At 66.0% G+C, this 20591-nt stretch carries 18 protein-coding genes and 1 pseudogene; 9 read left to right on the top strand and 10 right to left on the bottom strand.

Annotated features, from left to right (window positions below; genetic code table 11):
* The first annotated feature begins 98 nt into the window (after positions 1-98).
* A complete protein-coding gene (locus YH64_RS26805; RefSeq protein WP_046807345.1) occupies positions 99-827 on the top strand; it encodes a response regulator transcription factor in 729 nt (242 codons plus the stop codon).
* Entirely contained in the window at positions 824-2296 is a 1473-nt protein-coding gene (locus YH64_RS26800) for a HAMP domain-containing sensor histidine kinase (protein ID WP_046807346.1), read from the top strand. Before YH64_RS26805 ends, YH64_RS26800 begins: the two co-directional genes overlap by 4 nt.
* Positions 2297-2341: 45 nt before the next feature.
* On the opposite strand, the gene YH64_RS26795 is transcribed toward YH64_RS26800, so the two are convergent.
* Both YH64_RS26795 and YH64_RS26790 read right to left on the bottom strand, forming a co-directional pair.
* Entirely contained in the window at positions 2342-3499 is a 1158-nt protein-coding gene (locus YH64_RS26795; protein ID WP_046807347.1) for a nitronate monooxygenase family protein, read from the bottom strand.
* A gap of 110 nt (positions 3500-3609) precedes the next feature.
* Positions 3610-4338: an IclR family transcriptional regulator gene (locus tag YH64_RS26790; protein ID WP_046807348.1), complete on the bottom strand. Its 729-nt coding sequence runs from the start codon at positions 4336-4338 to the stop codon at positions 3610-3612.
* A gap of 252 nt (positions 4339-4590) precedes the next feature.
* On the opposite strand from YH64_RS26790, the gene YH64_RS30675 reads away from it, so the two are divergent.
* Genes YH64_RS30675 through YH64_RS26770 form a run of 5 tightly spaced genes read left to right on the top strand, consistent with a single transcriptional unit; the run spans position 4591 to position 9721 of the window.
* Positions 4591-5529 (top strand): hydroxymethylglutaryl-CoA lyase, encoded by a 939-nt coding sequence (locus YH64_RS30675; RefSeq protein ID WP_046807349.1) that lies wholly within the window; start codon positions 4591-4593, stop codon positions 5527-5529.
* Positions 5530-5571: 42 nt separating this feature from the next.
* Entirely contained in the window at positions 5572-6777 is a 1206-nt protein-coding gene (locus YH64_RS30670) for a CaiB/BaiF CoA-transferase family protein (RefSeq protein WP_046807350.1), read from the top strand.
* Entirely contained in the window at positions 6774-7760 is a 987-nt protein-coding gene (locus YH64_RS26780) for a tripartite tricarboxylate transporter substrate binding protein (RefSeq protein WP_046807351.1), read from the top strand. Before YH64_RS30670 ends, YH64_RS26780 begins: the two co-directional genes overlap by 4 nt.
* A gap of 40 nt (positions 7761-7800) precedes the next feature.
* The gene (locus YH64_RS26775) at positions 7801-8799 is read left to right on the top strand and encodes a tripartite tricarboxylate transporter substrate binding protein (protein ID WP_052946124.1); all 999 of its coding nucleotides are present in this window, start codon (positions 7801-7803) and stop codon (positions 8797-8799) included.
* 22 nt (positions 8800-8821) lie between these two features.
* Positions 8822-9721: an SMP-30/gluconolactonase/LRE family protein gene (locus tag YH64_RS26770; protein WP_046807352.1), complete on the top strand. Its 900-nt coding sequence runs from the start codon at positions 8822-8824 to the stop codon at positions 9719-9721.
* A 120-nt stretch (positions 9722-9841) separates the two neighbouring features.
* Here YH64_RS26770 and YH64_RS26765 read toward each other — a convergent pair whose 3' ends face one another.
* The 3 genes from YH64_RS26765 to YH64_RS26755 form a co-directional block, all read right to left on the bottom strand.
* A complete protein-coding gene (locus tag YH64_RS26765) occupies positions 9842-11230 on the bottom strand; it encodes a tripartite tricarboxylate transporter permease (RefSeq protein WP_046807353.1) in 1389 nt (462 codons plus the stop codon).
* Positions 11227-11730 carry a hypothetical protein gene (locus YH64_RS26760; protein WP_046807354.1) on the bottom strand — a complete coding sequence of 168 codons (504 nt, stop codon included), beginning with the start codon at positions 11728-11730 and terminating at the stop codon, positions 11227-11229. The genes YH64_RS26765 and YH64_RS26760 overlap by 4 nt, the downstream gene beginning before the upstream one ends.
* A 143-nt stretch (positions 11731-11873) precedes the next feature.
* Positions 11874-13160 carry a hydroxymethylglutaryl-CoA reductase, degradative gene (locus YH64_RS26755; protein WP_046807369.1) on the bottom strand — a complete coding sequence of 429 codons (1287 nt, stop codon included), beginning with the start codon at positions 13158-13160 and terminating at the stop codon, positions 11874-11876.
* 147 nt (positions 13161-13307) lie between these two features.
* On the opposite strand from YH64_RS26755, the gene YH64_RS26750 reads away from it, so the two are divergent.
* A complete protein-coding gene (locus YH64_RS26750; RefSeq protein WP_046807355.1) occupies positions 13308-14711 on the top strand; it encodes a PLP-dependent aminotransferase family protein in 1404 nt (467 codons plus the stop codon).
* A 62-nt stretch (positions 14712-14773) separates the two neighbouring features.
* On the opposite strand, the gene YH64_RS26745 is transcribed toward YH64_RS26750, so the two are convergent.
* The 5 genes and pseudogenes from YH64_RS26745 to YH64_RS26725 all read right to left on the bottom strand — a co-directional run bounded on the left by YH64_RS26745 (position 14774) and on the right by YH64_RS26725 (position 19737).
* On the bottom strand, positions 14774-15568 hold the full coding sequence (locus YH64_RS26745) for an anaerobic ribonucleoside-triphosphate reductase activating protein (protein WP_082134656.1): 795 nt from the start codon (positions 15566-15568) through the stop codon (positions 14774-14776).
* Positions 15534-15743, bottom strand: coding sequence for an anaerobic ribonucleoside-triphosphate reductase (gene nrdD / locus YH64_RS26740; RefSeq protein ID WP_082134657.1), 210 nt, complete (start codon positions 15741-15743; stop codon positions 15534-15536). Before nrdD ends, YH64_RS26745 begins: the two co-directional genes overlap by 35 nt.
* A 110-nt stretch (positions 15744-15853) precedes the next feature.
* A pseudogene (locus YH64_RS26735) lies at positions 15854-17563 on the bottom strand (ribonucleoside triphosphate reductase); the annotation flags it as partial.
* A 216-nt stretch (positions 17564-17779) separates the two neighbouring features.
* Positions 17780-18130, bottom strand: coding sequence for a DUF3325 domain-containing protein (locus YH64_RS26730; RefSeq protein WP_046807357.1), 351 nt, complete (start codon positions 18128-18130; stop codon positions 17780-17782).
* The gene (locus tag YH64_RS26725; protein ID WP_082134658.1) at positions 18127-19737 is read right to left on the bottom strand and encodes a PepSY domain-containing protein; all 1611 of its coding nucleotides are present in this window, start codon (positions 19735-19737) and stop codon (positions 18127-18129) included. Before YH64_RS26725 ends, YH64_RS26730 begins: the two co-directional genes overlap by 4 nt.
* Before the next feature lie 236 nt (positions 19738-19973).
* Between YH64_RS26725 and YH64_RS26720 the strand changes: the two genes are divergently transcribed.
* The gene (locus tag YH64_RS26720; protein WP_046807359.1) at positions 19974-20588 is read left to right on the top strand and encodes a hypothetical protein; all 615 of its coding nucleotides are present in this window, start codon (positions 19974-19976) and stop codon (positions 20586-20588) included.
* Positions 20589-20591 lie beyond the last annotated feature (3 nt).

Here is a 20591-nt window from a genome sequence, read left to right as displayed (position 1 = left end):
CGCCGATATCGAAGTCCTCACGCAAACTTAAAAAAATTGTGATAACTGGCCGCCCGTGGATTGGCGACAATGGCGGTATTCCTACCCCCGAGCCGCCCATGGACACCCCCCGCCGCGTGTTGATTGTTGAAGACGACGCCCACATTGCCGAATTGCTGCGCCTGCACCTGCGCGACGAAGGCTACGAGGTGGAACACGCCGCCGACGGCAACGACGGCATGCGTCGCCTGGAAGAGGGCAACTGGGACGCGCTGGTGCTGGACCTGATGCTGCCCGGCATCGACGGTCTGGAAATCTGCAAGCGCGCGCGGGCCATGGCGCGCTACACCCCCATCATCATCACCAGCGCCCGGTCGTCCGAGGTGCATCGCATCCTGGGCCTGGAGCTGGGCGCCGACGACTATCTGGCCAAGCCGTTTTCAATGCTGGAACTGGTGGCGCGCGTGCGGGCCTTGCTGCGCCGAAGCAGCGCCATCGAACGCAATGCGCGCATCGACGCCGGCAGCCTGGCGGTGCACGGGGTGTCCATCGACCCGATTGCGCGCACGGTGGACGTGGACGACCGCCGGCTGGACCTGACGCCGCGCGAATTCGACCTGCTGCATTTCTTTGCGCGCCATCCCGACAAGGTGTTTTCCAGGATGGACCTGCTGAACCACGTGTGGGGCTATCAGCACGAAGGCTACGAACACACGGTCAACACGCATATCAACCGGCTGCGCACGAAAATCGAAGCCGACCCGTCCGACCCCCGCCGCATCCTGACGGTGTGGGGCCGGGGCTATAAATTCGCCGCCGAACCGGGCGCTGCCGGAGGCCCGACATGAAACGATTTACCTTGACCCAACGCCTGTCCGCCGTGTTTGCGATGCTGCTGCTGGCGTGCTGCGGCGCATCGGCGTGGTTGCAGATCGCCGCCAACTCCCGCTATGAACAAGAGGTGGTGCAGCGCCTGTCCAGCGGGCTGGCGCAACACATCGCGGGCACCACGGAATTGATGGATGCCAACGGCTGGAAGCCCGACGCCGTGCGTTCGCTGTTCGACATGCTGATGGCGGTGAACCCGGCCGTGGAGGTCTATCTGCTGTCCAACGACGGGCGCATCGTGGGCGATGCCGCGCCGGCGGGCCAGATCAAGCGCGCGCAGGTGGACCTGGCCCCGGTCAAGCATTTGCTGGCGGGCGGCATGCTGCCGATCGTGGGCGACGACCCGCGCAGCCAGGACGGCCAAAAGGTGTTCAGCGCTGCGCCGGTGCGCGTGGGTGGGCAGGAAAAAGGCTACGTTTACGTGGTGCTGCAAGGGCAGGCGCACGACGCGCTGGCGATGGCGGTGTCGCGTAGTTCCGTGTTGCGCACCACGTTGTGGTCGATTGCGCTGGTGGCCTTGTTGGGGCTGGTGGCGGGCTTGACGGCGTTTGCGCTGATCACGCGGCCACTGCGCGAGTTGACGCGAGCGGTACGCGCATTCGAGGGCGATGACGGCAAGGCGCTGGCCGCGCTGGGCCGGCCGGGCGATGACACCGACACCAGCCAGGACGAAATCTCGGTGTTGCGCCGCAGCTTCGTGCAGATGGGTCGACGCATTTCCGACCAATGGCGCGAACTGACGCGGCAGGACCAGCAGCGGCGCGATCTGGTGGCCAATATCTCGCATGACCTGCGCACGCCGCTGACGTCGTTGCATGGCTATCTGGAAACGCTGCGCCTGAAAGAAGACATCCTGAACCCCGGCGAGCGGCGCCGCTATCTGGACATCGCGCTGGGGCAAAGCCGCAAGGTGGGGCGTCTGGCGCAAGAGCTCTTCGAACTGGCGCGGCTGGAGTCCGGGCTGGTGCGGCTGGAGCCAGAAACGTTTTCCTTGCCGGAGCTGGTGCAGGACGTCATGCAAAAGTTCGAGCTTGCCGCCGAGGCCCGCCAGCAACAGCTAAGCACCGACATTCCGCAGGCGCTGCCGCTGGTGCGGGCAGACCTGGGGCTGATCGAACGCGTGCTGACCAACCTGCTGGACAACGCCATCCGGCACAGCCCGCCGGGCAGCCGCATCGATTTGCAGCTGGGCGTGGCGCAGAACCGGGTGCAGGTGCAGGTCAGCGATACGGGCCAGGGCATACCGGAAGAACTGCGCACGGGCTTGTTTACGCGCGCCTCGGCGCTGAACCGCGGGCCGCGCGATGGCGGCGGCTTGGGGCTGGTAATCGTGCAGCGCATCCTGCAACTGCACCAAAGCGAGATCCGGCTGGTGGAACGCCCGGAGCCGGGCGCGGTGTTTCAGTTTGATCTGTCGGCGGCGCGATAGGGGCGGGCCCCGATGCCCCTAGACGCGCGCCATTGAATCAGCGGCCTACGCCGCTGCCGGCATCTGCCCGTGCAGCAGATAGTCCATCAGCTCGCGCACCGAACGCATCGCGCTGCCGAAGGGCAGCTTGGACGCACCCCTGAAGAACAACCCACGGCTGACTTCGCCGCGTAGCGCGGCGGCCAGCTTCAGGTCGATGCAGAATTGCCCAAAGCGTGACAGGCCATCGCGCAGGCCGCACTGCGTCAGGCAGTCCATGCGCTGGCTGCAACGGCGTGGATCGCAGCGCGTGCCGGCTTGCAGCGTTTTTTCTTGCCGCAGATAGCGTGTCAACCACGGCGTGGCCACGGCGCGCGCGGGCAGGCCGGCCACGCTGGTGAATTCGGCCAGCTGGGTGGGGTCGGCATCAATCAGTACGCGTTTGAAATTCTCGTGCGCATCGCCCTCGTGCGTGACGGCAAACGCGGTGCCCACCTGCACGCCGTCGGCCCCGTGCGCCAGCCAATGCCGCACCTGGTCGTGGCTGCCCACGCCGCCGGCCACGATCAGCTTGGGCGCGTCTTGCCCCAGTTGCAGTTCGTCGAAAAGCGTGTGGCATTCGGCCAGCACGCGCTGGAAATCAAAGCGTTCGTCGTGGACATCGTCCAGCCGCGCCGCGCCCAGATGGCCGCCCGCGTAGCCGGGATGCTCGATCACCACGGCGTCGGCCATGCGGCCTTTCTTCATCCATTTTTTCAGCACGACGGCCACGCCACGTGACTCCGACAGAATCGGAACCAAGGCCACGTTTGGGAAGTCGGCCGTCATTTCCGGCAGGTCCATGGGCAAGCCCGCGCCCATCACGATGGCCTGCGCGCCGCTTTCGCAAGCCTGCCGCACTAGCGCCGGGTGGCCGCGCACGGCCTTCATGACGTTCACCGCCACCACGCCCCGGCCCTGGGCCGTGTCCAGCGCGGCGCGCACTTCCCGGTCCAGCGCCAGCAGGTTGACGCGGTCGATCAAGTCGCGGTCGTTGCACTTGTCTGTCTGCTCAAGCAGATCGGGATGGTGGTGGCGCAAATCGATGCTGGCGATGGTGCCCACCGCATTCTGGGCGGCGACGGCTCCCGCCAGCCGATGCGCGGACACGCCGACGCCCATGCCGCCCTGCACGATGGGCAGCAGTTCGCGGCCGGCGAGTTTGAGTGATTTGAACCACGTCATGTGTAAAGCCTTTCCTCTGGTCAAGTGGACAGAGGCTAGAGCAAGGCATGACGGGTCGCCTTGCGCAGGATCAAGCGGCGGGCAATGCCGCGCGGCGGGCGCTTCGGCCTTCAGCCCACGCGGCCCGTCAGGCGGCGCGCGGCGTTCAGCACATGGCTAAGGTGATCGGGGTTGTAGCGGTGCGCGGGCGCGGTCAGCGTGACGGCCGCCGCGATGCCGCCCGACAGCAGGAACACGGGCGCCGAGATGCCCGCCACTTCGTTCAGGCGGTCGCCCATTGCCGCGAAATAACCGTCCTTGCGAATGCGCGCGTACAGCGCCTGTTCGGGGCCTGGCGCGTTACCCAGGATGTCGTCGAACGCCGTCAACACGCGCCCGCCGCTGCCCCGTTCCAGCGGCAGCAAATCGCCCGCGCGGATGTGGTCGCGCACCGGGTGAGGCGAGTCCACGCGATACAGGCACAGACGCGCATCGCCTTGGCGTACGTGATACGCCGCGCTTTCGCCGGTTGCGGCCACCAGGTCGCGCAACACCGGCACCACCACATGTTCAAGGGAAAACGAAGCCGAATAGATCCCATGCAAGCGCGCCACTTCGGGTCCCAGCGCATAGCGACCATCGTCCAGGCGCTGTATCCATTGCGCGTGTTCCAGCGAGGCCAGCAGGCGCAACACCGTGCTTTTGTACAGGCGGGTCCGTTCGGCCAGCTCGCCCAAGGACAGCGTGCGATCGCTGGGCGTGAACACGGCCATCAGGCTCAGCGCGCGGTCTACCGCCGCCACGCCACCGGCAGCGGCGTCGGCATCGGCAACGGATTCGGTTGCGGCTTTACGCGGCATGGCGAACCTGCCAGGTGATGGCCGGGCTATGCGGCACGGCAGAGGGAAGGGCGATCGGCATATTCCATCCTTTAGAACGACAGGCGCCGCCATTGTAGGCACAGCGCGATGCGGCAACGTGCCGCGTCCCCGGCCCGCCGTGATTTCTACCCGGCAACCCGCTTGACAGGGTTTTTCGCATCGTCTTTAATTCCACAGGAAAGAACGTCATTCTATAAGATAGAACATACAAAGCCACAAGGAGACATCGTCATGTCGGATTCCAGCCCCCACGACGGGCACGTGCTGATCAGCGAGGTAGGCCCGCGAGACGGCTTGCAGTCCGTGTCGACCACCATGGCGACCGAGGACAAATTCCGCTGGATCGACGCGCTGGTTGCCGCCGGCGTGCGTGAAATCGAAGTGGCTTCGTTCGTGCCCGCGCGCTTGCTGCCGCAAATGGCGGACGCCGCCGAAGTCGTGGCGTACGCCGCGCGTATCCCCGGCCTGACGGTGATGGCCTTGGTGCCTAACCTGCGCGGCGCCGAGGCCGCGTTGCGGGCCGGCGTGCACAAGCTGACCATGCCGGTATCGGCCAGCCGCGCGCATTCTCTGGCCAACGTGCGCAAGACCCCCGAAGAAATGGTCGAGCAAGTGCGCGCCATTGCCGCGCTGCGCGACGAACTCGCGCCCGCGGTCAAGCTTGAGGCCGGCATCTCTACCGCGTTCGGTTGCACCCTGCAAGGCCTGGTGCCGGAAGACGAGGTCATCCACCTGGCCGCGATGTGCGTGGCGGCGGGCGCCGATGAATCGGGCTTGTCGGACACTGTCGGCCACGCCAACCCGGCGCAGGTGCGCCGCTTGTTCCGCCGCTTGCGCGCGGAACTTGGCGCCAAGGCCGGCGCCGCGCACATGCACAACACGCGGGGCCTGGGCCTGGCCAATTGCCTGGCGGCGTGGGACGAAGGCGTGCGCACGTTCGACAGTTCGCTCGGTGGCTTGGGCGGCTGCCCCTACGCGCCCGGCGCGTCGGGCAATGTCGTCACGGAAGACCTCGTCTTCATGTTCGAGGCCATGGGCGTGCGCACCGGCATCGACCTCGAAAAAATCATCGCGGCGCGCCAGCCGCTGGCCGCCGGCCTGCCCGGCGAACCGCTCTACGGCATGACGCCCGACGCGGGCTTGCCCCTGGGCTTTGTTCAGGCTCGCTGAGGCCATCCGTTCATCCCTTTTCGCAATCAAGGTGCATCACCCATGACTAGCCGTGCAACGTCCCGCCTTCCGTACGAAGGCATCCGCGTCGTCGAATTCACCCACATGGTGATGGGGCCGACCTGCGGCATGCTGCTGGCGGACCTGGGCGCGGAAGTCATCAAGGTCGAACCGATAGGCGGCGACACCACGCGCCGCCTGCTGGGATCGGGCGCGGGCTTCTTTCCCATGTTCAACCGCAACAAGAAAAGCATCGCGCTGGATCTGAAACAGCCCGAAGGCGTAGAAGCCGCGTTACGCCTGATCGACACCGCCGACATCGTCAGCGAAAACTTCAAGGCGGGCGTGATGCAAAAGCTGGGCCTGGACTACGCCACGCTGAAAGCGCGCAACCCCCGGCTGATCTACGTCAGCCACAAGGGCTTTTTGCCGGGCCCTTACGACAACCGCACGGCGTTGGACGAAGTGGTGCAGATGATGGGCGGGCTGGCCTACATGACCGGCCGCGCCGGCGACCCGCTGCGCGCGGGTTCCAGCGTGAACGACATCATGGGCGGCATGTTCGGCGCGATGGGCGCCATGGCGGCGCTGGCCCAGCGCGAGCACACGGGCGTGGGCACCGAAGTGCAGGCCTCGCTGTTCGAGAACAACGTGTTCCTGGTTGGCCAGCACATGATGCAGTACGCCATGACGGGCCGCGCGCCCGCGCCGATGCCCACCCGCATTTCCGCGTGGGCGGTGTACGACGTGTTCACCGTCAAGGACGGCGAGCAGATTTTCCTGGCCGTGGTCAGCGACAAGCAGTGGGACATTTTCTGCCGCGCCTTTGGCCTGGAGGAATGGTTGTCGGACCCGCGCCTGGTCAGCAATAACGACCGAGTACGCGCCCGCGAATGGCTCATGCCCTTGCTGCGTTCGCATCTGGCCGGCCATAGCGCGGCGGCGCTGGCCGCGCGCTTTGAAGCAGAAGGCTTGCCCTTTGCGCCCATCACGCGGCCCGAGCAACTGTTTGACGATCCGCACCTGAACGCCACCGGCGGGCTGGCGCCCATCACGCTGCCCGACGGGCGCGAGAGCTTCGTGCCGCTGGCCCCTTTGACGCTGGACGGGCGGCAACCCCCCATCCGCTTGCAGCCGCCGGCTGTGGGCGAACACACCGACGCGCTGTTGCGGGCGGTGGGCTATCGCGACGACGAGATCGCGGCCTTGAAGGCAAGGCGCATAACAGAAGGAGACCAACCATCATGATCACGCTGACCCGACGCTCGTTTTTGGGCGCAACGCTTTGCGCGGCCGCGCTGCCGCTGCGGCTGCATGCCGCGTCCGCCTATCCCGACGGCCGGCCCATCCGGTTGATTGTTCCGTACACGCCGGGTGGCGGCACCGATTCCGTGGCGCGCGCCATCGCGGCCAAGATCACGGGGGCCGCCGGCTGGTCCGTGGTGGTGGAAAACCGGCCGGGCGCGGGCGGCAATATCGGCATGGACTACGTGGCCAAGACGCGCCCGGACGGCTTCATGCTGGGCCTGGGCCAAACCGCCAACCTGGCGATCAACCCGGCGCTGATGGCCAAGATGCCCTTCGATGCCGCCAAGGATTTCGCGGCGGTCGCCATGGTGGCGTCCTTGCCGGTGGTGCTGGTCGTGAAGGCCAACGCGCGCTGGAACACGCTGGCCGATCTGGTCAAGGAAGCGCGCGCGCAGCCCGGCAACATCAAGCAGGCGCTGGCCGGTTCGGGCACCGTGGGCCACCTGGCGGGCGAGCTGTTGGCGTATCAGGCCAAATTCCAGGTGCTGAACGTGCCGTACCGAGGCGCGGCGCCGGCCCTGAACGACCTGCTGGGCGAGAACACCGACTACATGTTCGCCACGCCGCAAGCCGCGCAGGAAATGCTGAAAGGCAAGGTGCTGCGCCCCTTGGCGGTTACGTCGCGCGAACGCCTGTCCATCCTGCCCGACGTGCCGACCGTGGCCGAATCCGGCTTCGACGGTTTCGAGGCCGTGGACTGGAAGGCGCTGGTGGCCCCGGCCGGCACGCCACCCGAGATCATTGCCCAGGTCAATGGCGTCGTGGAAAAGGTGCTGGCCGACCCTGCCACCATCGCCATGTTCACGGCGGAAGGCAGCAAGCCGATGGGCGGGTCACCCCAGTCCGCGCAGCAATACATTCTGGACGAACAACAGAAGTGGGCGCGCTTGATCCGCGAAGCCAATATCCAGACCGCGGCGTGATGCGGACGCGGGGCCACAGAAGCCAACAGGAGACAACATCATGACTACGCTTTTCACGCGCAGCGCCGCCGTGCGCCGCGCGCTGCTCGCCGTTGCGGCGGCGCTGGCCTGGGTGCCGGCCCACGCGGCCGACGACGCCGCCAACTGGCCCGACAAGCCCGTGCGCCTGGTCGTTCCTTATTCCCCGGGCGGCACGACGGACTACGCCGCGCGGCAGGTGGCGCAGAAGCTGTCCGAGGCCACCGGCAAGACCTTCATCGTGGACAACAAGACCGGGGCGTCGGGAACTATCGCTACGCAGGAAGTGGCGCGGTCCGCGCCCGACGGCAGCACGTTCCTGGTCACCGACACCACGTACACGATGCTGCCGCTGCTGTTTTCCAAGCTGCCTTGGGATTATCAGAACGACCTGGTCCACGTTAGTGAAATCATCGAAACGCCCTTGGTGCTGCTGGTTCCCGAGAAGTCCCCGTACAAAACGATGGACGCGTTGATCGCGCAGGCCCGCAAGGCGCCCGGCACGCTGAACTACGGGTCGGGCGGGCAGGCCAGCTCTACCCACCTGGCCGCCGAGATGTTCAAGAGCGAAGCGCAGGTGTCGCTGACCCACATTCCGTATCGCGGCGCGGGCGCGGCGTTGTCCGACCTGATGGCCGGGCAGATCGACCTGTTGATCACGGCCGCGCCCACGGCCATCCCGCCGGTGCAGGGCGGCCGGGTGCGCGCGTTGGCCGTCACGGGCGCCACGCGGCTGGCGGCGTTGTCGGACGTGCCGACCTTCGCGCAGGCGGGGCTGCCGTCGTATCAAGTGCTGAACTGGTTTGGCCTGGCCGCGCCTAAAGGCACGCCGCCGGCCATCGTCAACAAGATGAACCAGCTGGTGACTCAGGTGATGAGCGAGCCGGCCATGCAGGAAAACATGGCGCGGCAAGGCGCCCGGCATCGGTCCCTGCCCGTGGCGCAATTTGGCGCCTATTTGCAGGACCAGGTGCGCTTGTGGGCCGACGTGGGCAAACGCGTGGGCATCAAGCCCGAATAATGCGGACTAGGGGGAAGACAGCATGTGGAATCTGAACTTCGCGCCGCCGGTGGTGATCGAAGCGCGCGTTATCGCCGCCATGCCCGCCGCGTTACGGTTGCCTCGGCGCAGCGCGTGGGCCGACGCCAACAAGGCGGGGCATATCGTGGATTGCTTTCTTGAGGGGCCGGTGTTCGGCGCCGACGGCGCGCTGTACGTAACGGATATTCCACATGGCCGCATCCTGCGCGTGGATGGCGACAACGATTGGTGCGTGGTGGCCGAAACGGGCGGCTGGCCCAACGGGCTGGCGCGCCATCGCGACGGCAGCCTGTGGGTGGCCGATTACCTGCTTGGTATTTTGCGATGCGACCCGGCCACGGGTCAGGTCGACACGGTGCTGGGCGAACGCAACAGCGAATCCTTCAAGGGCGTGAACGATCTGGTGTTTGACCGCGCCGGCCGGCTGTACTTTACCGACCAGGGGCAGACGGGGTTGCACGATCCGCATGGCCGCGTGTATCGCTATGATCCGGCCAGCGGTCGCCTGGACCTGCTGCTGGCCAATGCGCCGAGCCCGAACGGGATTGCGCTGGACGCGAATGAACAGGTGCTGTTCGTGGCCATGACCCGTGCCAACCAGGTGTGGCGCGGCCCGTTGATGCGCGACGGCTCGTTATCGAAGATGGGGGCGTTTCGCACCTTCTTCGGCACCAGCGGGCCGGACGGGTTGGCCAGCACGCCGGCGGGTGGCTTGCTGGTGGCGCACGCCAGCCTGGGCGGCGTCTTCGTGCTGAACGCGGGGGGCGAAGTCACCCACTTCTTGAAAAGCCCGATTGCCGGCAGCACGGTGACCAATGTAGCAATACGCCCCGATGGCGGCGCCGTCGTCATGACGGAATCCGCGACCGGGGCGATTCTTGAAGCGCCGTTGCCGGCGTAAGGGTACGGGCCGCGAAGCGGGGCAGGCTGGGACGCGGGACGGACTGGGAAGCGATTTCGGGATTCGGGGGATCAGCCGCTTAGCCGATCCCCCGATCCCGCGATCCCCCGACCCCCCAGATCACGCCATCAACTTCACGATGGCCGGCACCGACAGCACCGCCGTGTAGTAACCCATGAACTGCACGCCGGTGTTAAAGCCGAACAGGCGCGACAGCAAGCCGCCGAACAGGCCCATCGTCAGGATCACCAGCAGGCCCAGGAACTGGCCTTCCCAGATGCTGATCACGATGATCAGGCCCACGAACGTGGCGATGATGGCTTCGTGGCTGACGCGGCGCGACACGAACAGCGCGGCGCGGCGCGCGAAGTTCATGGCAAACGGGTATGACACCACGGCCGCCAGCAGCACGGCCAGCATGCCGTAGCCCAGGAATTCCCAGTGATTCAGCAGGTTGTGCAAGTTGTGCGTCTGGCCCGTGGCCGCGTCCACCGTGAAGCGGGGCGGGGCGTTGAACAGCGGTGCCGCCGGGCCCGCCGCCACGGGGCTGAGCGGCAGGCCGAAGGCGATCAGCGGAATCAGCGCTTCGGCGATGTAGGTGGCTTCGGTGACGCCATTGCGGGCTGACAGCACGGTGGTCAGCCGGTGGTACGCGTGCTTGATACGCGAGCCCACCAGCTCGCCCAGCACCACCGTCATGGCGACGGGGCTGAACACGAACGTGGCGCTGGAGATGGCGGCAGTGGCCAGCGTCCAGCGGGTCTGCGTGCGGTCCATGACCTTGAGCGGGTTGGGGAAATAGCCCGACCAGCCCTTGACGTCGGGCGCCAGCGAAAACGTGCGCACCTTCTCGCGCATCATCTTCGCGCGGCCCATCGGCGAAATCACGGTGAACAGGTCGGCAATCAGCGGGCCGATGGCGATGCCCAGGAAGTAGCTGATGCTGAGCTTGACGCCGTACTTTGCCGTCAGGCTTTGCAAGGCAATGATCACCACCACGAACGGCACCAGCAGCGCGACCGCCGCCCAGCGGCCTGCCGAGAAATACGCGATCAGCACGGCGGCGGCCAGGAAGATCCACGGCGCCGACTTGGTGATGGCCGCGCCAAACGGCGCCAGCAGCACGGCGAACAACACGGCCAGCGGCACGGCCACAAAGGCGGCCACGATGGCGCCGGACACCATCTTGCGCAGCGCGATGTGCGGCACGCCCAGCTTGCGCAACATGTTCGCGTCTTGCAGCAAAGGTGTTGCCAGCGTGTCGCCGGGGATGCCCAGCAACGCGGTGGGCACGGCATGCGTCATGTGCTTGGCCACGGCGCCGGCCAGAAAGAAGGTGAACACGCCGGCGGGCGGCACGCCCAGCAGCACCACCAGCAAGGTCAGCGGGGCAAGCGTGGTGGTTTCGTCGGTGCCGGACACCAGGCCGATGGCCGCGAACACCACTGCGCCCAAGAGGCCCATGGCGGCAGCCACCATGATTTGTTCAAGCAGGATCGGGTCGCTCATGCCAGCGCCTCCTTGGACGAGCCTTGCGGCGAGGCGGTGGGGGAAGTGGTGGTGGAGACCGTGGTGGCCGTGGTGGGCGGGGGCGGCGGTTCGGTGAACAGGTCGTACAGGCCCAGCTCTTTCAGTTCGCGCACGACGGGTTCGGGCAGGTCGGCCAGCGAGCCCAGGCCGCCCGGCTGGTCCGCCAGTTCGGCCAGCACTTCGGCGCGCCAGGCAGGGTCGTGCGTCGAGGTGTGTTCGATGACTTCACGCTTGGGCGGGAACAGGCGGGCGCAGATCACGCCCGCGATCACGCAGCCGGCCAGGCCGGCCAGCATGGCGTAGGCGTGCGCCAGTTCGGGCGACGCCACCATGCCGCGCAGCCAGCGGCTGGCGGCAAAAAATCCGGTCACGCTGATGGCGATGCCAATGCCGATGGCCCAGGCCAATTGGCGCAGGTCGACGGTGTCGCTCCATACCTCTGCCAGGCGCCAGGATGGCGCGGGCGATTTTGGTTCCATGTCTCTCTCCGTTGGGGGGGCGGGCGGCGCGGTCGGGGCCGCGCACGCCTCTGTTCTTATGACTGTGTGCTGCTCACTGCTCATTGCTCATCGCTCATCGCTCATCGCTTATTGCTTAGGGCTTTGTGCTTCCTGCCTGCCGCTTACTGCTTGCGCAATTCCTCCAGCAGGGCCAGCGCGCGGTCGGTGCGCACGTCTTTTTCCGCCGCCATGCGCTTGGCCACGGTGTCGATCTCGGCGCCCACCGCGCCTGCCACCAGCGCGATGTTGCGCGCGTGCAGCGCCATGTGGCCGCGCTGAATGCCTTCGGTGGCCAAGGCCCGCAGCGCGCCCAGATTCTGCGCCAAGCCCACGGCCACCGCCACCTGGCCCAGCTCATCCGCCGAGCGCACGTCCATGATCTTCAACGCCAGGCGCGCCAGCGGATGCGTCTTGGTCGCGCCGCCCACCAGGCCCACGGGCATGGGCATTTCGATGGTGCCGACCAAGGCGCCGGACGTGTCTTTTTCCCATTGCGTCAACGACGTATAGCGGCCCGAACGCGCGGCGTAGGCATGCGCGCCGGCTTCCACCGCGCGCCAGTCGTTGCCGGTGGCGACGATGACCGGGTCGATGCCGTTCATGATTCCCTTGTTGTGCGTCGCGGCCCGGTACGGGTCCACCGCGGCGAACGTGTAGGCGTCCAGCACGCCTTCGATGATCTCGGCGCCGCTGCGTTCCTGGGTGTCCAGCACCTGGGGCGTCAGGCGCACGCGGGCGCGCGCCAGCCGCAGGTCGGCCAGGTTGGACAGGATGCGCAGGCGCACCGAACCGCCGGTGATTGCTTCGACCAGCGGGGCAACGGCTTCGGCCATGGTGTTGACGGTGTTGGCCCCCATGGCGTCGCGCACGTCCACGATCAGGTGCAGCACGATCATCGGGCCACGCGGTGTGTCGGCGAACACATGCACGTCTATGTCCTGGCAGCCGCCGCCCAGTTCGATCAGCACCTTGTCGCGGCTGTTGGCCAGCGTCAGGATGCGCTCGCGTTCGCGCAGCAGCGCCAGGCGCGCGCCGTGCGGGTCGGTCAGGCCCAGCACCTGGACCTGGGCGCGCATCAAGGGGCGGGTGCTGGACGTTTCAAAGCCGCCGCACTCGCGCGCCAGCTTGGCCATGTACGACGCCGCGGCCACCACCGACGGTTCTTCAACCGCCATGGGCACCAGCACGTCGCGGCCGTTGACCTGGAAGTTGCCGGCCACACCCATCGGCAGTTCGAACGTGCCGATGACGTTTTCGATCATGCCGTCGGCGCGGTCCAGCGCCAGCGCGCCTGGCCGGGCCAGCAGTTGCTGTTCTTCGGGCGTCAACGAAGCGGCTTTGGCAATGACGCCAAGGCGGTCGGCGGGGGTCAGTGCGCGGAAGTTGGGTAGGCGTGAATCGGCCACGATGGCAGGTCTCCGTATCGGTATTAGGTGGCCTGATTCTAGGTAAACTGTACCGCTATTGAGAGGTACAGTTTTGCCAAACAGTACCATCGCACTGCACCAATTTTGCGTAGCGCCCGGCGCAAGAATGCACCTATGGAAGACTCAGCCATGACTGGAAGACGGCCGCGCGCGGCCCCCATTGCCGAAAGTTTGGCCAAGCTGATCGGCCAGCAGATTGCCGATGGCGTGTACCGGCCTGGCGACAAGCTGCCGTCGCTGCGCGAGCTATCGCAGTTGCATCGCTACGCCAAGAACACGGTGGTGGTGGCGTTTGAAATGCTGGTGGCGCAGGGGCTGGTGGAACCGCGCCGGGGCTCCGGCTTTTTCGTGCTGGACGGCGGCTACACGCGCAAGGCGGCGGATGAAGAACCGGGCCAGTTGAGCCGCGCCATGGACATCGTCTGGCTGATGCGCGAACAACTCAAGACGCAGCCCGATGCGGTGCAGGCGGGCGACGGCTTTCCGCCTGTGGAATGGCTGGCCGACATGCGCATGGACCGCTATCACCAGAAGGTGGTGCGCACGGGGCTGGGCGCCTTGTTCCGCTATGGCAGCCGTTTTGGCTATGCGCCCCTGCGCGAAAGCCTGGTGCGCAAGCTGGGCGACGTCGGGGTGAACGTGGCGCCGTCGCAGCTGGTGCTGACGCATGGCGCGAACGAGGCCATGGACCTGGTGATCCGCTACTTCGTGCCGCCGGGCGGTACGGTGTTGGTCGACAACCCGGGCTATTACCCCTTGTTCGGCAAGCTGAAGCTGGCGGGCGTGCGCATGTTGGGCGTGCCGCGCCTGGCGGACGGCCCCGATGTGGCCGCCCTGGAAGCCTTGTTGCAGCGCGAGAAGCCGCGCCTGTTTTTTACGCAGTCGCTGGCGCACAACCCGACCGGTTCCGATATTTCTTTGGCCAAGGCGTACAAGGTGCTGCAACTGGCCGAGCGCCACAACCTGATGATCGTCGAGAACGACGCGCTGGCGGACTTCAAGCCGACGTCGGCCGTGCGGCTGTCGGCGCTGGACCAGTTGGAACGCACGATCTACATCGGCAGCTTTTCAAAGTCGTTTTCCGCGGCGTTGCGGGTGGGCTTCATCGGCTGCAACGCGGCCTTGGCCAGCGACCTGGCCGACCTGAAGGCCTTGGTGCACGTCAGCAGTTCGGAATATTGCGAGCGCATGGTGGACGTGATGCTGCGCGACGGGCATTACGAACGCCATCTTGCGCGCTTGCGCCAGCGGCTGGAAGCGGCCACGGGCAACGCCTTGCAAGTGCTGGATTCACTGGGCGCGCAGGTGTTCGCGCGGCCGTCGCGATCGATGTATTTGTGGGCGGCGTTTCCCGGCGTGGACGATACGCTGACGCTGGCCGCCGAGCTGATGCCCGAGAAAGTCATCATGGCGCCGGGCCGCGTGTTCAGCGTGGACCCGACGGCCGTGTCGCCCTGGTCGCGGTGCAATGTGGGCGCGATCGGGTCACCGCGCTTTCACGCGACGTTGGAGGCGGCGTTGGCGCGGCGATGAGGTGGCAATGAGGTGGCAATGATGTTGCGATTAGGTGGCGGCGAGGTGGCGGCGAGGTGGCGTCATCGATACGCAAAGTCCTCAAACAGCTGCCTCATGCGCGCCTGCGCCCGTGTCGTCAACGTCCGCGCGGGCGGTGTGCCCGGCGAACTGCGCGCCGCCTGCACGGCAAAGCGCCGCACGCCACGGCGGGCCAACGCATCGGCCAGCGCCAGCAGCCGCGTTTCGTCCAGCCAATCGGGATGCCAGGTGATGCGGCATTCAAAGCTTTTGCCGGCCGACAGCAACTGCGTCAGGCACGCCATCGCCGGGCGTTGCGAATCGCGCCTGCCGGTGATGTCGTCGTAGCCTTGCGCATCGGCCTTGATGTCCAGACCCACCCAATCCAGATGGCGCAACACGTCGGCCAGACGCAGTGGATATATCCCGGCCGTATGCAAGCCAACGCGGTAACCCATGCGCCGCACATCGCGGATCAATGATGGCAGGCGCGGTTCCGATAGCGGTTCGCCACCCGAGAACACCACCGCATCCAACAGACCCGCACGGCTCTCCAGGAACGACCGCGCATCACGCCAGTCGTAGCGAGCGGTGCGGGTTTGCAGTTCGGTGTTGTGGCAGTAATGGCAGCGCCACGGGCAACCGGAAATGAACACCACCGCCGCCAGTTGCCCCGGCCAATCCACGCTGGAAAAAGGCACCAGGCCGCCGATGGCCGGCGCATGCCGGGGCAGGGCTTCGGCAACCGGTTGCGGCGGCGCGCAGTAGGCCGGCCTGACGGCCAGCCTGCGCGTGCCGGGCTGGGTGTATTCCGCTGCGCCCTCAGGCGCGTTGCTCGACGAAGAAGCGGCGTTCATTGAATTCGCCTTGTTTGCCGGTGTTGAAGGAAGCAACGGGGCGGTGATACCCCATTACGCGGGTCCAGACTTCGCAGCGCACGCGCTGGCTGTCGTCCAGCGACAAGATCGGGCTATCGTCAGCGTTGGCGCGGGTGACAGCAGCGGCGCGGGCGGGCAGGGTCAAGGTTTGCATCGGGAAACTCCTTGCATCGGGGAAAGGTTGACAATCAAAGCTGGCGATCACGCATCACGCATCAAGCATCACGCATCACACATCACACATCGCGCATCAGGCACCAAGCATCAAGCCCCCGCGCAGCACGCGGCCTGTCTGGCCAGCAGTTCGGCGTCGCACTTGGGGCAAAACTCGTGGTGCCCGGCCAGATAACCGTGGTTGGGGCAGATCGAAAACGTGGGCGTGACGGTGATGTACGGCAGCCGGAAATTCGACAGCGCGCGGCGCACCAGCTGCTTGCATGCCTGCGCCGACGAGACGGCCTCGTTCATGTATAGATGCAGCACGGTGCCGCCGGTGTATTTGCCTTGCAGCGTTTCTTGCAATTGCAGCGCATGAAACGGGTCGTCGGTATGGCCCACGGGCAGCTGGCTGGAGTTGGTGTAGTACGGCTGCGCGTCGGTGCCTGCCTGCAAGATGCCTGCAAAGCGCTTGCGGTCTTCGCGCGCGAATCGGTAAGTGGTGCCTTCCGCGGGCGTGGCCTCCAGGTTGTACAGGTGCCCCGTCTGTTCCTGGAATTCGGTCATGCGGGCGCGCACGCGATCCAGCAATCGCACGGCCAGCGCGTGGCCGGCCGGCGTGGTGACGTCGTCCGCGTCGTTGGTGAAGTTGCGGATCATCTCGTTGATGCCGTTCACGCCCAAGGTGCTGAAGTGGTTGCGCAGCGTGCCCAGGTAGCGGCGCGTATACGGATACAGGCCTTCGTCGATATAGCGTTGCACCACGGCGCGCTTGGTTTCCAGCACGTCGCGGCCCAGGTCCAGCAGGGTGTCCAGGCGCTGCATCAAGCGGGCTTCATCGCCCTGGCTGGTGTAGCCCAGCCGCGCGCAATTGACCGTCACCACGCCGACTGAACCGGTCTGCTCGGCGGACCCAAACAAGCCGTTGCCGCGCTTGAGCAATTCGCGCAGATCCAGTTGCAGGCGGCAGCACATGGACCGGACCATATGCGGTTCCAGGTCGGAGTTCAGGAAGTTCTGGAAGTAGGGCAGGCCGTAGCGCGCCGTCATCTCGAACAGGCGGTCGGTGTTGGGATGGTCCCAGTCGAAATCCGGGGTGATGTTGTAGGTGGGAATCGGGAAGGTGAACACGCGCCCCTTGGCGTCGCCGGCCATCATCACTTCGATGTAGGCGCGGTTGATCATGTCCATTTCGTGTTGCAGGTCGCCGTAGGAAAACGGCATTTCCTCGCCGCCCACATAGGGCACTTGCTGTTGCAGGTCGGCCGGGCAAGTCCAGTCGAAGGTCAGGTTGGTGAAGGGCGTTTGTGTGCCCCAGCGGCTGGGCACGTTCAGGTTGAAAATCAGTTCCTGCATGGCCTGCTTGACGTCGGCGTAGGTCATCGCGTCGCGGCGGATGAAGGGCGCCATGTAGGTGTCGAACGAACTGAACGCCTGCGCGCCCGCCCATTCGTTTTGCAGCGTGCCCAGAAAGTTGACGATCTGGCCGATGGCCGCCGACATATGCTTGGGCGGCGTGGATTCCACCTTGCCGGGTACGCCGTTGAAGCCTTCGGTCAGCAACTGGCGCAACGACCAGCCGGCGCAATAGCCGCTAAGCATGTCCAGGTCGTGGATGTGGATGTCGCCGTCGCGATGCGCCTGGCCGGCCTCGGGCGTGAAGACGTGCGACAGCCAGTAGTTGGCCGTGACCTTGCCGGCCACGTTCAAGATCAGGCCGCCCAGGCTGTATCCCTGATTGGCGTTGGCGTTGACGCGCCAGTCGCGCCGTTCCAGGTATTCCTCCATGGCGCTTTCCACGTCCACCAGCTTGGCGCGGTCGAAAGCCACGGGCGGAACGTCGCGGGGGAGAGGGGGCTGAAGAAGCATCGCTGACACCATATGTAGTAGGGTGTCAAAACTCTATCACCACATATGGTGGGGAAAGCGGTTTTTTGCGCTGCACGGCGGCGCGATGTCAGGCGGGATTGATACGGGTCAAATGCCTAAGCGACAACGGGCAAATCGCAATATCGCGCGGGCGGGCGCCTGGCCTTAGAAGCCGATGCCGATGCCCGCCAGGGAAATGGCCATCGCCAGCGCGGCGGTGCGGGCGGCGGGGCGGGGCGCCCAAGACAGCATGCCCACCCATAGCAACGCGCCGGCGGACAGCCAACCCAGCCACGCCACCACGCCGACCGTGTTGCCCCACAGACCCACGCAGGGCAGAAGCGCCAGCGCCAGCAACAGCGCGCCGGCGCCGCGCAGCACGCGGGTGTGGCCGGCCGACGGGTCGCGTCCCCACACCTGGTCATAGTGGCGCGGCATGGCCAGGCTCAGGCACGCCATGCCGGAATAGGTCAACAGCAATGCCATCGCAATGCCAAATAGGTCGTTCGTGTTCATGCCGCGGCCTTGTGATTCGCGCGAGGGGTGCGCTGGGCAGGCGCGGAGTGCGGCTGCTTCCACAACCGGATCGCCGCCCACGCGGATAGTACGCCAATGGCGACGGCGGTCAGTTCAACGCCCGCGCTTTCCCAATCGCCACGGCCGATCTGCGCCACGGGGTGGTCGCCCAGCGTGGCAAGCGACACCATCGGCAGCAACAGGCACAAGGCGGACAGCAAGCCAAGCTGCGCGATCCACGCGGCGCGCGGGCGAGTCAGCCACGCGTGCGCCAACATCAACGCCCACAAGCCGAAAAAGCAGCGCAGTTCCCACAGCGCGCGGTTTTCCAGTGCAACGGGCAATAGCCGATTGGCCCAGAAGAAGCCGATGCACGCCACCGCCAGCCCGGCCAACGCGGCCACGTTCATGCCTTCAAACAACCGGTACATGCGCGCCGTGGCGGCGCCGAATTCATTGCCCGCCTTGGCGCGCCGTTTCACCATGAACAGCACGGCGCCCGTGCCCATCATTGCGGCACCGGCCAGCCCGCACACGAAGTACAGCCACTTCATGGCCCACCCGCCGAATGGCGCCATGTGCAGGTCGTTCATCACCTGGCGCACCATGGCGGGCGCGCCGCCGTTGACGCCGCCCGCCGGGCGCATGCGCAGCACCTGCCCGGTCGCGCCCTGGAATTCAACCATGCCCGTGGTGGCGCTGATGTTGCGCTGCGCGTCGCCGGCTTCGTTCCAGCCGTACACGGCGATGCGCATCGAGGTGTCTTCGGGGTTCTGGATGACGACGGCGCGTGCGCTTTGGCCGATCATGGCTTCGGCGCGCGCCACCATCGGTTCCAGCGGCGGCATGGACATGGCCTGACCCGTGCGCACCGGTTTTTCCTCGCCCTGCATTTCGGCCAGATACAGGCGCATGGCATCCATGCCGGCGCCGTAATGCGCGGCGACCGGCGCGGGCATCAGTTGCGCGCTGGATATCACGATGCCGGTGTACGCAATCATGAATTGAAAGGGCAGCGTCAATACCGCCACCGCGTTGTGCGCGTCCAGCCACGAGCGCTGGCCCTTCTTGGCGCGGAAGGTGAAAAAGTCCTTGAAGATGCGCTTGTGCGTGACCACGCCCGACACCAGCGCCACCAGCATCGCCATCGTCGCAAAGGCCACCACCCACACGCCGAAACGGCTTTCATGCAGCATGTAGTGGAAGTTCACGAAATGCGTGCCGCCCAACGTGGCGCGGCCTTCGTCGTCGTGGTGATCGGCTAGCTCGGCGCCCGTCTCGGGGTCCAGCTCGGCGTCGGCGTACAGGCCGTTCTTGTCGAACCAGTAGACGGACAAGCCGTTGTCATGGCCCCGGTTAACGGGCCAGAACTCCCACATGCCCGCGCCCGCGTGATGCTTGGCCATGTAGCCCACCGCCAGATCCAGCCGGCGCGCGCGGTCCACCGGCGCGCTGGCCTGGGCCGCCGACGCCGCTTCGGCGGCCTGGTGCTCGGGCGTCATCCAGTGGGTGATGGGTTCGGCGAAAAGGGCTAGCGAACCGGTCAGGAACACCGTGTACAGCAGCCATGAAAACCATAGGCCGACCCAGGTGTGCAGCCAGGCCATTGACAGGCGAAAACCGGATTTCAGAGGGAGCCTCTTATCGTTGATTGCCGCCGCGAGCCGGCCGGCAAGGATCTTGTATTGAGAATGGTTCCAATTCTAAGCGAATCGGGGACGCTGTTGTGGCGCGTTGTGGCGTCGGATGGGCACGGCGCTTGCTGAAGGACCGTTTCATGCTGGCAGGTGCGCGCTCGCGGGCCGGGGCCGGCATGAATCCCCATGGACACAAGGAGCCCCTGATGAAACGCAAAGCGGCAAATGCCAAACAAATCAACGAATTGCTTTACCAGGCCCTGGAAACCGAGATCGGCGGCTTGACGGTGTATGAAACCGCCGTGTCCTGTGCCGTGAATGAAGACCTGAAAAAAGAGTGGAAGGAATACCTGGAAGAAACGCGGACGCACCAACGTGTGCTTTTGACCGTGTTTGAACAACTGGGACTTGACCCGGCGCAGCAGACGCCGGGCCGCGAGGTGGTGCGCCACCTGGGGGAATCGCTGGTCAAGGCCATGAAGATGGCCATCAACGCCGGTGACCCCGACGCCGCGCAGCTGGTGGCGACCGAATGCGTGGTGCTGGCCGAAACCAAGGACCATTCCAACTGGTCGCTGATCGGGCTGTTGGCCGACCAGCATTCCGGCAAGGAAGCCGCCATCTTGAAGCAGGCCTACGACGCGGTGGCGCTGGACGAAGAGCATCACCTGTATCACACGCAGGGCTGGTCGCGCGAACTGTGGGTGGAATCGTTGGGCCTGCCCGCCGTGCTGCCGCCGCCTGAAGAGGTCAAACAAGTGAAATCCGCCATTGGCGCCTCGCGCGCCGAGCAGGCTCGCGGCGAAATGCTCAAACACTAGGAG

This window comes from Achromobacter sp. LC458, assembly GCF_001005835.2.
GTDB classification, from domain to species: domain Bacteria; phylum Pseudomonadota; class Gammaproteobacteria; order Burkholderiales; family Burkholderiaceae_B; genus Achromobacter; species Achromobacter spanius_B.
This window is presented reverse-complemented; position numbering and strand designations above follow the sequence as displayed.